Source organism: Gordonia sp. 11cp (assembly GCF_057767225.1).
Map to the genome: position 1 here is coordinate 3,554,673 of NZ_CM173437.1, position 17,454 is coordinate 3,572,126.

Annotated in this window: 14 protein-coding genes; 8 read left to right on the forward strand and 6 right to left on the reverse strand. The window is 69.4% G+C overall.

Going from position 1 to position 17,454, the window contains the following annotated elements; genetic code table 11:
* Positions 1-88 precede the first annotated feature (88 nt).
* Positions 89-1,699, forward strand: a complete 1,611-nt coding sequence (gene guaA / locus AC3B6C_RS15915; protein WP_442902688.1) for a glutamine-hydrolyzing GMP synthase — start codon at positions 89-91, stop codon at positions 1,697-1,699.
* 79 nt (positions 1,700-1,778) lie between these two features.
* On the opposite strand, the gene AC3B6C_RS15920 is transcribed toward guaA, so the two are convergent.
* On the reverse strand, positions 1,779-2,033 hold the full coding sequence (locus AC3B6C_RS15920) for a hypothetical protein (RefSeq protein WP_010841877.1): 255 nt from the start codon (positions 2,031-2,033) through the stop codon (positions 1,779-1,781).
* Positions 2,030-3,442 (reverse strand): PspC domain-containing protein, encoded by a 1,413-nt coding sequence (locus AC3B6C_RS15925; RefSeq protein ID WP_488373427.1) that lies wholly within the window; start codon positions 3,440-3,442, stop codon positions 2,030-2,032. Before AC3B6C_RS15925 ends, AC3B6C_RS15920 begins: the two co-directional genes overlap by 4 nt.
* 171 nt (positions 3,443-3,613) lie before the next feature.
* Here AC3B6C_RS15925 and AC3B6C_RS15930 point away from each other — a divergent pair, with 171 nt between their 5' ends.
* Positions 3,614-4,906, forward strand: a complete 1,293-nt coding sequence (locus tag AC3B6C_RS15930; RefSeq protein WP_055474849.1) for an ATP-binding protein — start codon at positions 3,614-3,616, stop codon at positions 4,904-4,906.
* Positions 4,903-5,637, forward strand: coding sequence for a LuxR C-terminal-related transcriptional regulator (locus tag AC3B6C_RS15935; protein WP_488357674.1), 735 nt, complete (start codon positions 4,903-4,905; stop codon positions 5,635-5,637). The genes AC3B6C_RS15930 and AC3B6C_RS15935 overlap by 4 nt, the downstream gene beginning before the upstream one ends.
* A gap of 20 nt (positions 5,638-5,657) precedes the next feature.
* On the opposite strand, the gene AC3B6C_RS15940 is transcribed toward AC3B6C_RS15935, so the two are convergent.
* Positions 5,658-6,923, reverse strand: coding sequence for a serine/threonine-protein kinase (locus AC3B6C_RS15940; protein WP_044506368.1), 1,266 nt, complete (start codon positions 6,921-6,923; stop codon positions 5,658-5,660).
* A 78-nt stretch (positions 6,924-7,001) separates the two neighbouring features.
* Between AC3B6C_RS15940 and AC3B6C_RS15945 the strand changes: the two genes are divergently transcribed.
* The 4 genes from AC3B6C_RS15945 (at position 7,002) to AC3B6C_RS15960 (ending at position 11,830) form a co-directional block, all read left to right on the forward strand.
* Entirely contained in the window at positions 7,002-8,027 is a 1,026-nt protein-coding gene (locus AC3B6C_RS15945; RefSeq protein ID WP_055474848.1) for an Rv2578c family radical SAM protein, read from the forward strand.
* 261 nt (positions 8,028-8,288) lie between these two features.
* Entirely contained in the window at positions 8,289-9,119 is an 831-nt protein-coding gene (locus tag AC3B6C_RS15950; RefSeq protein ID WP_055474847.1) for a hypothetical protein, read from the forward strand.
* Complete coding sequence (locus AC3B6C_RS15955; protein ID WP_488373428.1) at positions 9,119-10,843, forward strand: DNA polymerase Y family protein; 1,725 nt, start codon at positions 9,119-9,121, stop codon at positions 10,841-10,843. The genes AC3B6C_RS15950 and AC3B6C_RS15955 overlap by 1 nt, the downstream gene beginning before the upstream one ends.
* A gap of 756 nt (positions 10,844-11,599) precedes the next feature.
* The gene (locus AC3B6C_RS15960) at positions 11,600-11,830 is read left to right on the forward strand and encodes a hypothetical protein (protein ID WP_488376278.1); all 231 of its coding nucleotides are present in this window, start codon (positions 11,600-11,602) and stop codon (positions 11,828-11,830) included.
* 1 nt (position 11,831) lies between these two features.
* Here AC3B6C_RS15960 and AC3B6C_RS15965 read toward each other — a convergent pair whose 3' ends face one another.
* The 3 genes from AC3B6C_RS15965 to AC3B6C_RS15975 all read right to left on the reverse strand — a co-directional run bounded on the left by AC3B6C_RS15965 (position 11,832) and on the right by AC3B6C_RS15975 (position 16,952).
* Positions 11,832-12,914, reverse strand: a complete 1,083-nt coding sequence (locus AC3B6C_RS15965) for an alanine racemase (protein WP_488373429.1) — start codon at positions 12,912-12,914, stop codon at positions 11,832-11,834.
* Positions 12,911-14,854 carry an SDR family oxidoreductase gene (locus tag AC3B6C_RS15970; RefSeq protein WP_488373430.1) on the reverse strand — a complete coding sequence of 648 codons (1,944 nt, stop codon included), beginning with the start codon at positions 14,852-14,854 and terminating at the stop codon, positions 12,911-12,913. Before AC3B6C_RS15970 ends, AC3B6C_RS15965 begins: the two co-directional genes overlap by 4 nt.
* 160 nt (positions 14,855-15,014) lie before the next feature.
* Complete coding sequence (locus tag AC3B6C_RS15975) at positions 15,015-16,952, reverse strand: heavy metal translocating P-type ATPase (RefSeq protein ID WP_488373431.1); 1,938 nt, start codon at positions 16,950-16,952, stop codon at positions 15,015-15,017.
* Between the two features lie 92 nt (positions 16,953-17,044).
* Here AC3B6C_RS15975 and AC3B6C_RS15980 point away from each other — a divergent pair, with 92 nt between their 5' ends.
* Positions 17,045-17,407 carry an ArsR/SmtB family transcription factor gene (locus tag AC3B6C_RS15980; RefSeq protein WP_010841889.1) on the forward strand — a complete coding sequence of 121 codons (363 nt, stop codon included), beginning with the start codon at positions 17,045-17,047 and terminating at the stop codon, positions 17,405-17,407.
* Positions 17,408-17,454: the final 47 nt, after the last annotated feature.

Genomic DNA, 17,454 nt, shown 5'->3' on the forward strand with positions numbered 1-17,454 from the left:
GGAGTATTTCACGCGGGCATCGCGGGTCCGCACCCGCCGGGCGGGGTGACCAGGTACGGACCCCGGCACGCCCACTAGACTCGGCCCGGTGACAGACACTTCTTCTGCGAACTCGTCCTCTGCCGAGGATTTCCTCGAGGGCCCGCGGCCGGTGCTCGTCGTCGACTTCGGGGCGCAGTACGCGCAGCTGATCGCCCGCCGGGTGCGCGAGGCCCGCATCTACTCCGAGGTGATCTCCCACGACGTCCCGATCGAGAAGATCCAGGAGAAGGACCCGGTCGCGATCATCCTGTCGGGCGGTCCTTCGTCGGTGTACGCCGAGGACGCACCCGACCTCGATCCCGCCCTCTTCGACCTCGACGTCCCGGTGTTCGGCATCTGCTACGGGTTCCAGGCGATGGCGGACACGCTGGGCGGCGAGGTCGCCAACACCGGCGGACGTGAGTTCGGTCGCACGACGCTGACGGCCAACGGCGAAGGCGTGCTCCATCAGGGTCTCTCGGAAACCCAGCCGGTGTGGATGAGTCACAACGACGCCGTCCAGAGCGCGCCCGAGGGATTCACCGTCACCGGATCGACCCCCGGCGCGCCGGTGGCGTCCTTCGAGAACCTGAAGCGCCGCATGGCCGGTGTGCAGTACCACCCCGAGGTGCTGCACACGCCGCACGGCCAGCAGATCCTCACGCGCTTCCTCTACGAGATCGCCGGCCTCGAGGCCACCTGGACCGCCGCCAACATCGCCGATGCCCTGATCGACGCGGTCGCCGATCAGATCGGTGACGGACGGGCCATCTGCGGGCTCTCCGGCGGTGTGGACTCCGCGGTCGCGGCGGCGCTCGTGCAACGGGCCATCGGCGACCGGCTGACATGCGTCTTCGTCGATCACGGGTTGCTGCGTGCGGGTGAGCGCGAGCAGGTGCAGCACGACTTCGTGGGCGCTACCGGCGCCAAACTCGTCACCGTCGACGCCGCGGACACCTTCCTGCGTGAGTTGTCCGGCGTGAGCGACCCCGAGACCAAGCGCAAGATCATCGGCCGGGAGTTCATCCGGTCGTTCGAGGGCGCGGTCAGCGAGGTCCTCGGCGAGGAGGCCGAGGCGGGGGAGAAGGTCGAGTTCCTGGTGCAGGGCACGTTGTATCCCGACGTCGTCGAGTCCGGCGGCGGGAGTGGAACCGCGAACATCAAGAGCCATCACAACGTCGGCGGTCTGCCCGACGACCTCGAGTTCAGCCTGGTCGAACCGCTGCGGCTGCTCTTCAAGGACGAGGTGCGCGCGGTCGGTCGCGAACTGGGACTCCCCGAGGAGATCGTCGCGCGTCAGCCGTTCCCCGGGCCCGGCCTGGCGATCCGGATCGTCGGCGAGGTCACCGGCGACCGTCTGGAGACGTTGCGCAAGGCCGATCTGATCGCACGCGAGGAACTCACCGCCGCCGGACTCGACTCCCAGATCTGGCAGTGCCCGGTGGTGCTGCTCGCCGACGTGCGCAGCGTGGGCGTCCAGGGCGACGGCCGGACCTACGGTCACCCGATCGTCCTGCGCCCGGTGTCGAGCGAGGATGCGATGACGGCCGATTGGACCCGTGTGCCCTACGAGGTGCTGGAGATCATCTCGACCCGCATCACCAACGAGGTGGCCGAGGTCAATCGCGTGGTCCTGGACGTGACGAGTAAACCGCCGGGCACCATCGAGTGGGAATGACCCGAACGAGAGCGGCCGGTGGCATCTGCCACCGGCCGCTTTTCTGACTGCCCGCCTCGAGTCCGGCGGCGAGTCGAGGTCAGCCTCGAGATCGCGTCCCCGACACGATCAGCACGATCCCGACGAGCAGGCCGATCCCGACCGCGACCCACCCGAGGTCGGCGGCATCGGGTAGTGCCGGCCCGTCGGCGAGTCCCCATCCGGCCACCGCGAGGGCGGCGATTCCCAGGAGCCCCAGACCCGGCGCGCGATGAGTGGACACGCATCCCTGGTGATCGGCGGTGTCGGCGGCCGCCGGGTTGTCCGCGCCGTAGGCGTCGTCGTGGGTGTTCATCGCAGGACCTGAACCTCTCCCATCCTGGTGCGGGCATCGATCTGCAGGACCGGGCCGTCGGTGCCGTCACGCCCGCCGTCGAGTCCGGTGGGGCAGGTGTAGTCACCGATGCCGGTCTGGCAGTCGGCGCGCACGTTCATCGTGTCCGGGACGTGGACCTTGATCGTCCCGACACCGGTCTCGAGTCGCACCGTGCGGTCGGCGGTGAGGTCCACCTCGCGCAGATCCAGGGTCATCTCACCCACGCCGAGTGTGTACTCGGCCTCGATGTCGTTCTCGCTCAATGGTTTCCACTCGCGGTCGCCGGCTCCGCCGGGCGGCAGGGGACTGGACAGGCCGTTCACACCGGAGATCACGGTGGTGACGACGACGGCTGCCCCGAGGGTGACCGCGATCGGCACGAGGCCGGTGCTGTGCTCGCCGGTGCGGCGCCGGATGATCGCCGCGACCAGGAGTCCCGCGCCGACGACGGCGAGGGAGAGCGACAGGATGTGCGGCACGGTGAACCAGTCGACGCCCATCTGGTGCAGGCCCGCGCCGACGGCGCCCACGATGATCGCGAGACCGATCACGATCAGGGTGAGGGGTGAGCGCCGGCGCCTGCGGACGGCGGGGTCGGCCGGGGTGGTCGGCTCGGGCAGGTCCCAGGCGAACCGTGCCGCCCCCAGCGGATCCCACGCCGGCGGGGTCGCGTCGAGTCCTGCGCTCTTCTCGAGGTCGACCCGTGGCGCTGCTGTGGCCGGGTGTTCGGCGGACGAGTCCCCGGTGGTCGGGGATGTGGTCGGTGTTCCCGTCATGGGCGCTCCTGATGTCTGGAGACCGGGCGCGGTGACGGACCCACCGCCGGTCGGGTTGATCATGGCTCGCGGCACCCACCGCTCGAACTGGCCGGCCGCCGGTGGCGGGACGACGATGTCGGTCACCGCCGCCGTGTCGATGCTGGTGCCGACCGGTGGGGTCGGGGTCCGCAGGTACAGCAGGAACCAGCCGCCGAGCATCAGGATCGCGCCGACGAGTCCGCCCGACCCCCAGGTGCGGTTGGGCCCGATGGAGGTGACGATGACGATCGCGAGGACGGCCAGCACGATGACCTGCGGGTTGCCCAGTCCGTGCATCGAGTTGTGCGACGCGGTGTGGCCGGCGCGAGAGGAATCTGCGCGGAGCGCGTCGGCGCGAGCGCGACCGGCGCCCGGGAACGCGACCCAGGCCGCGAGATAGAGGATGAGTCCGCTGCCGCCGAAGAACGCCGCCACCACGAATGCGACCTTCACCAGGGTCGGGTCGACGCGGTAGCGAGCGGCTATGCCGGTGCACACGCCGGCGATCGTCCGATCGTCGCGCCGGTACGGGCGGGTCGACCACAAGCCCTGGAGCTGCTGCTGGAACTGCTTCGTGTCCATGACGATCATCGTGCCGCTCGCACGCCCCCGGACACATCGGGTGATCCCCTGAATTGTCCCCCGGAAGAACCCGGTTCGTGGGGGTGGTGAAGCGACACACCCTGAGATCGAGACCCATGAACCGGGGTTGACCCCGATGTCGCGGAGCCGAACGCATGGGACGATCGAGGAGTGAATCGAATGGAGGTCGAGCCGGTCCCCAGGCTGGTGCGCCGGGACGGCGGCCGCGTGGTCGCCGGTGTCGCCGGTGGAATCGCCGATCATCTCGGGGTCGAGGTGTTCCGCGTGCGGATCGTCTTCGTGGTCCTGGCCGCGCTGGCCGGTGCCGGGGTCGCCGCCTACGGACTGCTCTGGTTCTTCTGCCCGCAGGGCGATGACACCGCCTCGCCGGCGCGGGGTGAACGCCGGCAATCCCTCGGCCTCGCGATGATCGGGCTGGTGGCGATGGCCGTGGTGGGCTTCGCGGCGTCGGGGACCCCGGCGGAATACCTGGTCCCGTTCGTCTTCATCGCGCTCGGTGCCAGCCTGGTGTGGCGCGAGTTCGACACGTCCCCTCGGGCACCGCGCACCCCGGCGCTCACCTGGACCCGGCTGATCGGTGGGGTCGCGCTCGTCGTCGGGGGACTGGTCGTCGTGGTGGTGGCGGGGGACCGCAGCTTCGGCGGACTCAACTCCACGATCCTCGCGGTCGGGGCGACGCTCATCGGCGTCGTCCTGCTGACCGTGCCGCTGTGGATGCGGTTGCTGCGCACCCTCGACGAGGAGCGCGCCGCCCGGATCCGGAACGCCGAGCGTGAGGAGATCGCGTCGCATCTCCACGACTCGGTCCTGCAGACCCTGGCGCTGATACAGAAGAAGGCCGGCCGGCCCGAGGAGGTGGCGCGGCTGGCGCGGAGCCAGGAACGCGAACTGCGGGCGTGGCTGTTCGGCGACCCGGCGACCGAACGAGGTTCCCTCGCGGCAGCGCTGCGCAGTGTGGGAGCCGAGGTCGAGGACGCCTACGGAATCGAGGTGGAGATCATCACCGTCGGCGATCTGCGCCCCACCAACACCCGGGACGCCAGACGCTGGGCGGCCCTCGTCGGCGCGACCCGTGAAGCGTTGGTCAACGCCGCCAAGCACTCCGGCGAGCGCACGGTGGACGTGTACGGCGAGATCACCGACGACGAGGTGGAGGTGTATGTGCGCGACCGCGGTGTCGGCTTCGACCCCGAGATCGTCGACGACGACCGCCAGGGCATCTCGCGCTCGATCCGCGCGCGGGTGGAACGCATGGGCGGGCACGTGCGGATCACCTCGAGTCCCGAACGCGGAACCAACGTCGGTCTCATGATGCCGCGCGGTGACGGCGGTTCGATCGAGGAGCGACCGGACGCGGAGAGATCGGACGCGGAGAGATCGGAACACGCCGAACGCACAGCCGAGATGACCATGCACGCAGTGGCCCCGACCGACAACAGGAAGGCACGATGACAGCGAGTTCGACGAGTCCCGACCCCTCCGGTCCCGTGACCGTCTACCTGGTCGACGACCATGCGGTCTTCCGCTCCGGGGTCCGTGCCGAACTGGCCGACGAGCCGGGTCTGCGCGTCGTCGGCGAGGCGGGTGCGGTGCCCGAGGCGATCGACGGGATCGTCTCGACGGCTCCGGACGTGGTCCTGCTCGACGTGCACATGCCGGCGGGCGGCGGGGTGGCGGTGCTGCGCGGTGTGCTCGATCGGATCGCCTCGGCCACAACAGCTTCGGCCATACCAGGTTCGACACGGCCCGGTTCGACACCGCCGGTGTTCCTCGCGTTGAGTGTGTCCGACGCCGCCGAGGACGTCATCGCGACGATCCGTGCAGGCGCGCGGGGTTACGTGACGAAGACGATCGCCGGGCCTGAACTCGCCGATGCGGTCCGGCGGGTCGCCGACGGCGACGCGGTGTTCAGTCCGCGGCTCGCGGGTTTCGTCCTCGACTCGTTCACCGGGAAGTCGTCGGCGCCCGAACCGCCCCTCGACCCCGAACTCGACTCGCTGACCAGGCGAGAGCTGGAGGTCTTGCGTCTGCTCGCGCGCGGATACACCTATCGCGAGATCGCCGAGGAGCTGTTCATCTCGATCAAGACGGTCGAGACACATGCGTCGAATGTCCTGCGCAAGACCCAGCAGTCCAACCGCAACGCGCTCACGCGGTGGGCGGCCACCCGTCACATCGGTTGACGGGCCACCGCTCTCGCACCTCAGCGCAACAGCGCGATGGCGAGGACGACGACTACCGCGAGTACCGCGAAGAAGACGAAGATCGATACCGCGAGTGCGGTGCTCGACGTGCCCGGCGGCTGCGGGGGCGGATTGTACGACGGCTGTCGCCGATCAAACGGTTGTGACTGTCCGACAGGTGGTCTCGATGTGGACGAGTGCGGTTGCGGCGTCGACATGAGAGTCGGGGACATGCCCTGACGAGTGCGCGGGAGGTCGCGGGAGCCGCGATCGGCGGACATCGTCGGGGCGTACGGCGGCAGGGTGGCTGCGGCGGGGCGGTGTGTACCGGTCGTCGAGGACCGGTTGGTCCGCTGCGACCACACCGGCGTTCCCGTCCCCGGTCGGGTGATGAGGCCGGTCAGGACCTGGTCGCGGGTGCCGCGTGAGCCGGCCGCGAACGAGGTGAGCAGGTCTCGTGCCTGACTCATCGTGGGGCGTTTGGTGGGACTGGGTTCGAGAAGTCGCAGCAGGACCGGCTCGAGTTCGGCGGCGTTCTTCATGGGAGTGATGCGGGCACGCGCGACCTTGTGCAGCAGGGCGATCGAATTGTCGTCGACACCGAACGGCGGCTGACCCTCGACCATCGTGTAGATGGTCGCACCCAGCGAGTACACGTCCGACGCCTCTTGCGGATCGGCTCCGCGCGCGACCTCGGGGGCGAAATATGCCGGTGTCCCGGTGATCACGCCGGTCTGGGTGAGCGTGACATCGTCCTTCGCCCGCGAGATCCCGAAGTCGGTGATCTTGACCAGTCCCGTGTGGCGGCCGCCCTCGGCGATCAGGATGTTGCCCGGCTTGATGTCGCGGTGCACGATCCCCGCGGCGTGGGCCTCGACCATCGCATCGGCCACCTGGGCGCCGATCTGGGCGGCTTCGGCAGGCGTGAGAGTCTGTGTGGCATGGAGGATCTGGGCGACGCTGCGCGAGGGTAGGTATTCCATGACCAGCCAGGGCTCACCCCGGTCGAGGGCGACATCGTGCATGGCGATCGCATTGCGATGGGAGAGCTTCGCGGCGATGCGTCCCTCTCGCATCGCCCGCTGGCGCACGTTGTCCGCGGATTCCTCGGTGAGACCCTCGGTGGAGACGACCTGCTTGACGGCGACGTCGCGGTCGAGGAGCTGGTCGCGGGCGAGCCACACGGTTCCCATGCCGCCCCCGCCGATCCGCGACTTCAGGCGGTATCGGCCGGCCACCAGGTACTGGGGACCTGGTGCATGACGGTGTCCGGCAGTGGTCGACATAGGGCGATGATAGCGGCGAGGCCATCGGGGCGGGCGCTGCACTTGACAGCCGTCTCGTACGTATGTTCGACTCGCTCCATGCGATGGTCCGATCAGGCGGTGGGGGTCGACGACGGGTCGCTTCCCGGGTTGAGCCGCTCGGGCCTGGTGCGGTCGGTGCGTACGCCCGACTTCGAGGGCATCACCTTCCACGAGGTGCTGGCCAAGAGTGCGCTCAATCGCATCCCGGAGGCCTCGCAGCTCCCGTTCCAGTTCACGGTCAACACCTTTCGCGGGTGTACGCATGCCTGCCGCTACTGTTTCGCCCGTCCGACGCACGAGTACCTGGACCTCGACGCGGGCAACGACTTCGACACCCAGGTGGTGGTGAAGCTCAACGTCGCGGCGGTGTTGCGCAAGGAGCTCAAACGCCGGTCGTGGACCCGGGAGACGGTGGCACTGGGGACCAACACCGATCCCTACCAGCGCGCCGAGGGGCGTTATCGGCTCATGCCGGGGGTGATCTCCGCGCTCACCGAGTCCCGGACGCCGTTCTCGATCCTCACCAAGGGCACGTTGATCCGTCGTGACCTGCCGCTGTTGCGCCAGGCTGCGGGCGAGGTGTCGGTCAGCGTCGGGATCTCACTGGCGATCCTCGATCCGGATCTGCAGAAGAAGATCGAGCCGGGGACACCCTCGCCGCAGGCGCGGCTCGCGCTGATCCGGGATCTGGCCGATGCCGGCATCGCGCCGCATGTGATGGTGGCCCCCGTCATCCCCTACCTCACCGACTCCACCTCGCATCTCGATTCGTTGCTCGAGGCCCTCGCCGAGGCGGGCGCCTCGGGTGTGACCGCGTTCCCGATGCACCTGCGATCCTCGACCAAGCCCTGGTTCCTCGAATGGCTGGCCGAGGAACATCCGGCGCTCATCCGCCGCTACCGGGGTTTGTACGGACGTGGCGCCTATGTCACCCCGGAGTATTCGTCGTGGCTGCGTGACCGGATGAAACCTCTCGTGCACCGGCACGGCCTGGCGGGGTCCGGTGGTCTCCGGCAGTCGGGCCGGGACGCGCCGGCGACGGTCGCCGAGCCCGAGCTGCAGCACGCACTCACCCTGTTCTGATCACTGCCGTTCTGAACCGGCACCGCGCTGAGCTGCGTCGATTCGGCGTGGGAACGCACATGCTTTGTCGTACAACGGATCTCGTCTTCGTTTGACGCTTGTCGGTGGTTGGTTCTACTCTCAAATCATCGAAACTGTGTTCGAACGATCTGCGGCCGAGGGTGCCCCTCGGGATCACTTCGGATGGCAGTTCGAGAACCCTGATGCGCGCACCTTCCCGGCTCGCTCGAGTACCTCATGTCGACTGGAGGGTGTCCGGAAATGGATGTGTCAGCTGGTGTTGTCGTGACCGATGTCGCGACCCGTGGCAGGGCGGACGAGCTGGCGGGGTTGCGCCGGCGGATGGCGGCCATGTCCGGCCGGCCCGACCAGCGGGTGGTCGAGGTCCGCGATCAGGCGGTGGGCGTACTTCCGATGCCGGAATCGCTGTCGGAGGTGCTGCCGCACAACGGGATTCCTCGCGGTACGGTCGCCCGGCTCGACGGTGCCCGCTCGGTGCTGGTCGCGATGATCGCAGCGGTGACCCGTGCGGGTGGGCAGGTGGGGATCGTCGGGTTGCCACGGTTGAGTCTGTTGTCGGCGGCGGAGATGGGTGCCGACCTGTCCCGTATCGCCACCATCCCCGAGCCCGGTCCCGATCCGGTCGAGGTGGCGGCGGTTCTGCTCGACGGTATGGACCTGGTGATCTTGGACCTTGCAAGCGACGGGGAGGGGACACGCCCGCGGGGCGAGACGGTGGCCCCGTCGCGTGCGCGGGTGGTCATGGGCCGCGTGCGCAAGCAGTCGTCGGTGCTGCTGGTGACCGGTGGCACCTGGCCGGGTGCGCAGCTGGCCGTCGAAGCCCGTGTCCTCACCTACCGGCACAGTCCACACCTGCCCGGCCGGTCCGCTTCCCGCGCAGCCGGTCTCGATTCCGCGCGCAGTGGCTACGGCCGCATCGGCGGGATGCGGTTGCAGGTCACGGTGTCCGGCCGCGGCCGGCGATCCGAGAGCACCGAGGTCGAGCTCCGGGCGGTGGGGCACGGCCCCGATCGCACGGTCGAGATGGTCGCGGCGACGAGTGTCTCACCGGTGCTCGCGGTGGCGAACTGATGCCCCCCGGGGAGCCGGGGTCCCGGCGTATCCTCGCGCTCTGGTGCCCGGACTGGCCGGCGATGGCGGCATCGGCCGAGGCGGATCTACCCCCACTGCATCCGGTGGCGGTGCTGTCGGCGAATCGGGTGGTGGCCTGTTCGGCGTCGGCCCGTGCGGCCGGTGTCCGTCGCGGGATGCGCAAGCGTCAGGCGCAGGCGGCGTGTACGGAGATGACCGTGGTCACCGCCGACGAGAACCGGGACGGACGGTTGTTCGAACCGGTGGTCGCCGCGGTCGCCGAGGTGATACCCGCTCTCGAAGTGCTCCGGCCAGGTCTCCTGGTGATCACCGGCGACCGTGCGGCCCGCTATTTCGGGGGGATGGAGTCCCTCGCGGAGGAACTCGTCGACGTGGTGTCGGCATGTGGCATCGAGTCGCAGGTCGGCATCGCCGACGAGATCTTCACCGCCGTCCTCGCCGCCCGGCACGGACATCAGGTGGAGCCCGGCGGCGACCGGGAGTACCTCGCCGGCCGGCCCGTCGCCGATCTCGCCGTCGAACCCAGCATGAGCGATCCGTCCCGTGCCGATCTCGTCGAGTTGCTGCGCCGATTGGGGATCGGCACGATCGGGGCCTTCGCCGACATGTCCGTCACCGATGTCGCCACTCGGTTCGCCAGGGATGCGGTCGTCGCGCATCGGCTCGCCAACGCGCTGCCGGGGCGCGTCCCGTCGTCCCGCGGTGTGCCTGCCGAACTCGACGTCGACCACACCTGCGACCCCCCGGTCGACCGCATCGACGTCGCGGCGTTCATCGGCCGTACCCTCGCCGACGCGCTGCACCGACGCCTGCGTGATGCCGCGGTGGCCTGTACGCGACTCACCATCATCGCGACCACCGAACGCGGACAACAGCATTCGCGAACCTGGCGCTGTGCCCAGCCGCTGACGCCGGAGACGACCGCGGACCGCATCCGATGGCAACTGGAGGGGTGGCTGACCGGCGCGGCGCGGCCTACCCCGCGGGTTGAGCCGGCACCGAGCGCAGCGAGGAGCCGAGTCGAAGCCCCCTACGGAGGCAAAGCGCAGGGGAGAAGGGCCCGGGACACCCGGCCCGACTCGCCGATCGTCCGGTTGCGCCTCGAGCCGGTCGAGGTCGTCGAGGCCGGTGCCCTGCACTACCAGCTCACCGACGATCTCGCCCGTGGCGGGTCGGCCGGTGAGCCCGACGTGGAGGAGCGCGCACGGCGTTCACTGGTGCGGATACAGGGGTTGCTGGGCGGGGACGCGGTTCGCATTCCCGTGCTGAGCGGTGGCCGCGGTCCCGCCGAACGGATCACGATGGTCTCCCTGGGCGACGAGCCGGCTCCTCGCCGGGATCCGCTGGCGCCGTGGCCCGGGCGTCTGCCGCAACCCAGCCCGACGGTGCTGGTGGAAACCGCGATCCACGTGCTCGACGCCATGGGACAACCGGTGAAGGTGACCGAACGCGGGGCGTTCACCGCCGAGCCGGTGACCGTCGCGCTGGCATCGTCCCGGGGCCGCCGATCGAGCTGGGGTCTGTACTGGTGGGCCGGGCCCTGGCCGGTCGGGAGCGCCGACCGCCCCGCCGGCGCGCCGGTGTCGGCCGGAGCCGGCGAGGCGGGACTGATCGCCCGGGCGCAGGTGCTGCTCGACGATTCACGAGCCCTGTTGCTGTGCTACCGCGCCGGGGAGTGGATCGTCGAAGGGGTCTACGAGTGACTGCGTCTCGTGGAGTGGCCTTCGGGAAGAAACGCCGCATGGCGCGCACGTGGTTGTCGGTGACCGTGGAACTGCTCGGCGGTCGTGGTATTGAGTTGTGGCCTTGCCCCGGAGGGGTTTTCGCGGTCGGACCGGCGCACACCTTCGCAGATCTGGCGACCGCCGTCGACGACGCGTTCGCCCGATGGGATCGTTCCCATCTGTCACTTTTCACCCTGGACGACGGCAGGGTGGTCGCCGACGCTGCGCTCGGTGCCGACATGGCCGGTGGTATCGGCGGCCCGATCTCCGAGCCCGTGGACATCGCCACGGCCAGGCACATCGCACCCGGTGACCGCGTCGAGAAATCGATCCGGGTCCGAGGACGCGATCGACCCGCGTACCTCGCCCAAGCGACGCACTCCAGCAGGTCGGCGCCGGGGTGTCGATGGCACTGCAGAAGCGCCGCGAGCGAGCCGAACCGGTGGCCGTGTCGATCGTCGAACAACTCAACCGACGGGGAGAGTCCGGCGACGCCGAACTCGCCGAGGAACTACTCGCGATCCTGCGCGGAGAACCCGCGCCGGGACGGCCGATCGCGGTGGACCTCGAGATGCTCAGCGACCAGATGGAAGGTGATCCGAGCCGGTCGACCGGCGGTTACATCGACCTGACCACAGGCTTCGTGTACGACGAAAGCCTCGAGCCGGGGTCTACGACAGCGACGACGAGATCGACGTCGAGGAGGACCCGGACCGCTGGCTGCGCTTCGACTGCATCGGTTCGCGCGACAGCTGGCGGGACATGGCCGATTTCGCCACGCGCACCACCGATCCCGACCTGCGAAACCGTCTGGAGCGCGCGATCGAGGGACGAGGTGCGTTCCGCAGGTTCCGGGACGTCGTCCACGAAGCGGGTGTGAGTCAGCGCTGGTACGCGTTCTCCACCGACCGCAAGTTCGGACGGGCCCGCGAGTTCCTGGTCCGGCACGGAATCCGGCCGACCTGACTCAGCTGTTGCGTCCCCGCGCGATGACCGGCCACCGGCTGTCCGATCCGTCGATCGCCACCAGTTCGTCGACGAGGTTGACCGCGGTGCAGACATGGTTCGGTACCACCCGGACCACGTCGCCCAACCGCGGGACAGGCGTCGAGTCCGCCGGGAAGTCGACGACGGCATGGTGTTCGGACAACTGCACGACACGGGCGTCGGGGTGGTCGAGGAGCCGTCCGTGCCCGGTGGCCCAGGCAGCTCGGTCGGCGCCGAGGATCTTGCTGCCGGCATCGACGACGATTCGTCCGGGCTCGCTGCGTACCACGGTCGCGACCGCGGTCAGCGCGACGTCGTCGAATCCGCAGGCGCCGATCTCGACCTGCTGGGCGTCATTGAGGGGGTACACGCCCGGACGGACCTCGGTGAGCACGCCCGCGTGAGCCGGGTCGCCGACGAATTCGATGGTGGGCGTGGACCCGCCGCTGCGTACGCGCGGATCGATCCCATGCTCCCGGAGACTCTCCGCGGCCGCGCGAAGCGCCGCCACCTCCTGCTCCGCGGCACGCCGTCGGGTGTCGCCGAGGCCGTAGCCGTGGCCGGGGAAGGTGAACACGCCGACGACGTCGAGTCCGGCTGCCGTTCCTGCGGCCGCGACCTCGCCGGCACCCCCGGGCGTCACCCCGGTGCGGTGCTGCCCGGAGTCGACCTCGACGAGAGCCTCGATCCGCTGCCCACCGAGCAGAGCCCCGAGATGCCGGGCGCCCTCGACCGACTCGACACCCACCCGCAGCGACACCCGGGCCGCCAGAGCACGCAACCGGGCGGCCTTCGCCGGGGTCGGCCAGACGGGGTAGGCGATGAAGATGTCGGTGCACGAGGTGATGTCGGCGGCGTCGGCGAAGGCCTCGGCCTCGCCGATGGTCGCCACCGCCAGGCCCACGGCGCCGACATCGATCTGCATGCGGGCGATCTCGGCGCTCTTGTGGGTCTTGGCGTGCGGGCGCACCTCGACGCCGGTCGATCGCGCACGATCGGCGAGCGACGCGAGGTTACGCGTCATGCGATCGACGTCGACCTCGAGATAAGGGGTGTCGATCACGTGTCGCGCCTGTCGGCGCCGTGGTCCGAACGACCAAGGGCTGCCGCCGATTCGCCGAACACGAGATACTCCTGGTGCAGGATGCGGGTGGTCAGTCCGGGCGTGATCCGATGCCCGATCTCGGCGACCAGCCCGACGAGCGAGTCGACCCGTTTGGGCCGGTCGACGATGGCGTGCAGGACGCGCGCCGCGGCGCGGTCGACGTTCCAGGCGCCGGGCTGGTTGTCGTAGGCCTCGGTGGGTGCGATCATCCGCGTCTTCACTAGGGGCAGACGAACATTGGAGAAAGTGACGTGGTCGGAGACCGTCTCGGTGCCGGTCACGTCGCTGAAGGCCTCGAGGGCGGCCTTCGACGCCGCGTACGCCCCGAATCGCGGCCCCCGTGACTGCACCGCGACCGAGGTCACGTTCACCACGTGGCCCGCCTGCCTGGCGACCATGTGCGGCAACAGTCCGAGGACGAGGTTGACCGCGCCGAAGTAGTTGACCGCCATCACCCGGTGGTAGTCATGTGACCGGTCCACGGAATTGAGCGTGGCGCGGCGGATCGACCGACCGGCGTTGTTGACCAGCACGTCCACATGGCCGTGTGCGGCCAGGACGGTCTTGACGAGCGCGTTGACCGATTCCTCGTCGGTGATGTCGCACTGGTACGAGGTCACCTGGCCGGGCGGGATTCCTTTCTTGCTCGTCGTCGAGTTCAATTCCTCTGTCGCCGAATCGAGTTCCGCGGCATTGCGGGCGACGATGATGACGTTGGCCCCGCGGGCGACACACATCCGGGCGGTGGCCTTGCCGATGCCGCTCGACCCACCGGTGATGAGGATGTTCTTGCCGACCAGGGGGCCGCGCGGATCGGTGCGACGGTTGCGCGCCCGGTCGAGATGCCGTGACCAGTAGGTCCACAGCCGCGGGGCGTATTCGGTGAAGTCGGGGATCGTGATGCCGAGGTCGTGCAGGACCGCGACGGTGGTGTCGGCGCGGAAGTCGACCGGCAGCGTCACCGCGTCGAGCAGTGCCCCGGGAATGCCCTGCTGAGCGGCGACGAGGTTGCGTCCGACACGCGCGATCCCCATGCCGGACAACGCCATCACGGGTTCGACCGCGGAGCGCGGGATGGCATCGAAGCCCTTGGGGGCGTCGAAGGCCGGTGCGAGGGCGTTGTACATCTCGGTGGTGGTGAGCGACTTCGGGTCGCTGAGATGGAACACCAGCCCGCTGCGTGTGGGATTGACGCCGATGAGGGCGACCATCGCGGTGGCGACGTAGTCGACGGGCACGATGTTGAGCGTGCCCAGGTCGGGCATCGGCAGCCTCAGCATCGAGGGCAACCGGCCGAGCATCCCGAGATGACCGAAGAAGTAGTACGGGCCGTCGATCTTGTCCATCTCCCCGGTTCTGGAGTCGCCGACCACGACCGACGGCCGGTAGACGCGCCAGCGGAGTCCCTCGCGTTCGCGGACGACGCGCTCGGCCTCGAACTTGGTGCGGTGGTAGGGGGTCGGGAACCCTTGTCCGACTTCGAAGTCCATCTCGGTGAAGCGACCGCGGTGGTCGCCGGCCACCGCGATCGACGAGACGTGGTGGAACAGCGCGTCGTGTGCGATCGCGAAGTCGGCGGCGCGCGAGGTCCCGACGACATTGGCGGCGCGCTGTGACTCCGCGTCGGCGGCCATGTCGTAGATGGCGGCGAGGTGGATGACATGGTCGATCGCGGGAACGGCGTCCGGTGAGATGCCGAGTCCCGGCGCGGTCAGGTCTCCGACCACGGGGGTCACCCGGTCGACGGCGTCCAGGTCATCGAGCATGGCGACGAAGGCCGCCAGCGACGACTCGCGTACCAGCGCGTGGACCGTGGCGTCGGGAGAGACGGTCAAGAGACGTTCGAGAACGCGTCGCCCGATGAACCCGCTGCCCCCGGTGATGAAGTAGCTCGTCATGTGAGAGATCCCATCAGATGGGCGGGCCGATGACCCGCCGGCTGTCCGCGCCCGCAGGGTCGCGGATGTGTCTGGTACTCAGAGTGACACTAACTTGGGTCGAAGGCAATGACCGCGCCCCCGTCGACCGTGCGTCCAAACACGTCGACTGTGCGCCCGATCACGTCGACTGTGCACCCGACCACGCCGAACGCCGGAGCAGGCGCGCGCCGTTGAGTGCGACGAGCACGGTGGAACCCTCGTGGCCGGCGACGGCCAGCGGGAGGGGAAGGGTTCCGACGAGATCCCAGGTCACGAGGGTGACGATCATGGTGCCCGCGATGCAGAGGTTCGCGATCACGTAGCGGCGGGCGAGCCGGGACAGCCGGATCAGCGCGGCGACCGCGGTGAGGTCGTCGCGCACGATGATCGCGTCGGCCGTCTGGACCGCGAGATCCGCGCCCCGACGACCCATGGCGACGCCGGTGCCGGCCGCCATGAGGGCCGGTGCGTCGTTGATGCCGTCGCCGACCACGAGCACGTGGCCGCCGGTCTCGCCGACTATTCGGACCTTGTCCTCGGGCAGGAGGTCGGCGTGTACCGCCTCGATACCGGTCCGGTCTGCCACATCCGCCGCGACGGACGGACGGTCGCCGGTCAGCAGCAGGACCGGCCCGGAGGTCACGTCGCCGATCAGCCGCACTGCTTCGGCGGCGTCGTCCCGAAGACGGTCGACGAGTTCGATCCGGCCGACCTCCGATCCGTCGACGAGCACGCCCACCACGGTTCCGGTCGAGTCGGCGTCGGCGCGCTCGACGGTGATCCGGTGACCGCGCACGGCGCCGGTCACGCCGCGGCCCGGAAGTGCCCGGAAGTCCTCGACCGTCTCGATGTCCAGCCCACGGTCGATCGCGGCCGCCACGATCGCGCGTCCCAGCGGGTGTTCGCTGGGGTGTTCGACGGCCGCGGCGAGCGCCAGCACCTCCGACGGCTCGCGTCCGTCGAGTGCTGTCACGTCGACGACCTGCGGGCGTCCCTCGGTCAGGGTGCCGGTCTTGTCGAAGGCGACGACAGAGGTCCGTCCGACGGACTCCATCACCGCGGCGGACTTGACCAGCACGCCGTGACGACCGGCGTTGGCGATCGACGCCAGCAGCGGCGGCATCGTCGACAGGACGACGGCGCAGGGTGAGGCCACGATCATGAACACGATGGCTCGAAGCAGCGCCTCGTCGAAGGTGTTGTCGAACAACACCATCGGAACGCCCAGTACCAGAAGCGTGGCGACCACGACGGTGACGGAGTACGCCTGCTCGACCTTCTCGAGGAAGAGCTGGGTCGGGGCCTTCGTCTCGGAGGCCTCGGCGACGAGTGTCGCGATCCGGGCGATCACCGACTCCGACGCCGGGCGGGCGACTTCGACGATCAGCGCGCCGGTGCCGTTGACGGTGCCGGACAGCACGTCGTCACCCGCGTCGCGCACGACGGGGATCGACTCGCCGGTCACGGCCTGCTGGTCGACCTCGCTGCGCCCCCGGAGGACCACTCCGTCGGCACCGATCCGCTCGCCGGGGCGGACGAGGATGCGTTGTCCCACTTCGAGATCGCGGCAGTCGACCTCGACGGTCGAACCGTCGTCGTGGTACCGGGTCGCCCGTTCGGGGGCCAGGCCGAGGAGGGCGGTCACCGAGTCCGCGGTGCGCTGGGTGACGACGACCTCCAGCGCGCCCGAGGTCGCGAAGATCACGATCAGCAGCGCGCCGTCGAAGACCTGCCCGATCGACGCGGCGGCGATGGCGGCGACGATCATGAGCAAATCGACGTCGAGTCGTCGTTGCCGCAGTTCCTGCAGGCCGGACCGGGTCGGTTCCCATCCGCCGCTCAGGTAGCACGCGAGATACGCGGTCCACCAGGCCCATTCGGGTGCCTCGCAGAGCTGAAGCAGCCATCCGGCGAGGAACAGTGCCAGCGCGATGCCCGCCCAGCGCACCTCGGGTAGTCGGAGCCCGGTCCGGAAGATCGATCGCGGGGCGGTGATCCCGCGTTCGCCTCCCGGTCTCGGGACGGTGTCACGCGCCGCCCTGTCCGTCGCGCCGGTCGCCTCCGCCGTGTCCATCATGTCTCCCGTCGTGTTGCGGACCGTCAGCCCCGACAGTAACAGTTCATATGAAGAGGTTTTCATGTGATGGTGAACCGGTAGCATCTCGCTGCATGGGACACGGCATCGACGAGGGGATGCGGCCGGCTGCACGGCTCGATCCGGAATCGGCCGTGCATGTCGCCACCACGCTGCAGGCGCTGGCGACTCCGAGCCGGTTGCTCATCCTCACCGAGCTGCGGTCCGGTCCGCGCTCGGTCACCGATCTCGCCGACGCCGTCGGCATGGAGCAGTCCGCGGTGTCCCATCAGCTCCGGCTGCTGCGCAATCTCGGGCTGGTCACCGGCACTCGTTCCGGGCGGTCGATCAGTTACAGCCTCTATGACAGCCATGTCGCCCAACTGCTCGACGAGGCCGTCTACCACAGCGAACACCTGCGTCTCGGGCTCGCCGAGCGTCCGAAGTCCGCCGGCTGAGGCCGATCCACCGGCCGCGGGTGCCCATCGAACGGATGTTCGATAAG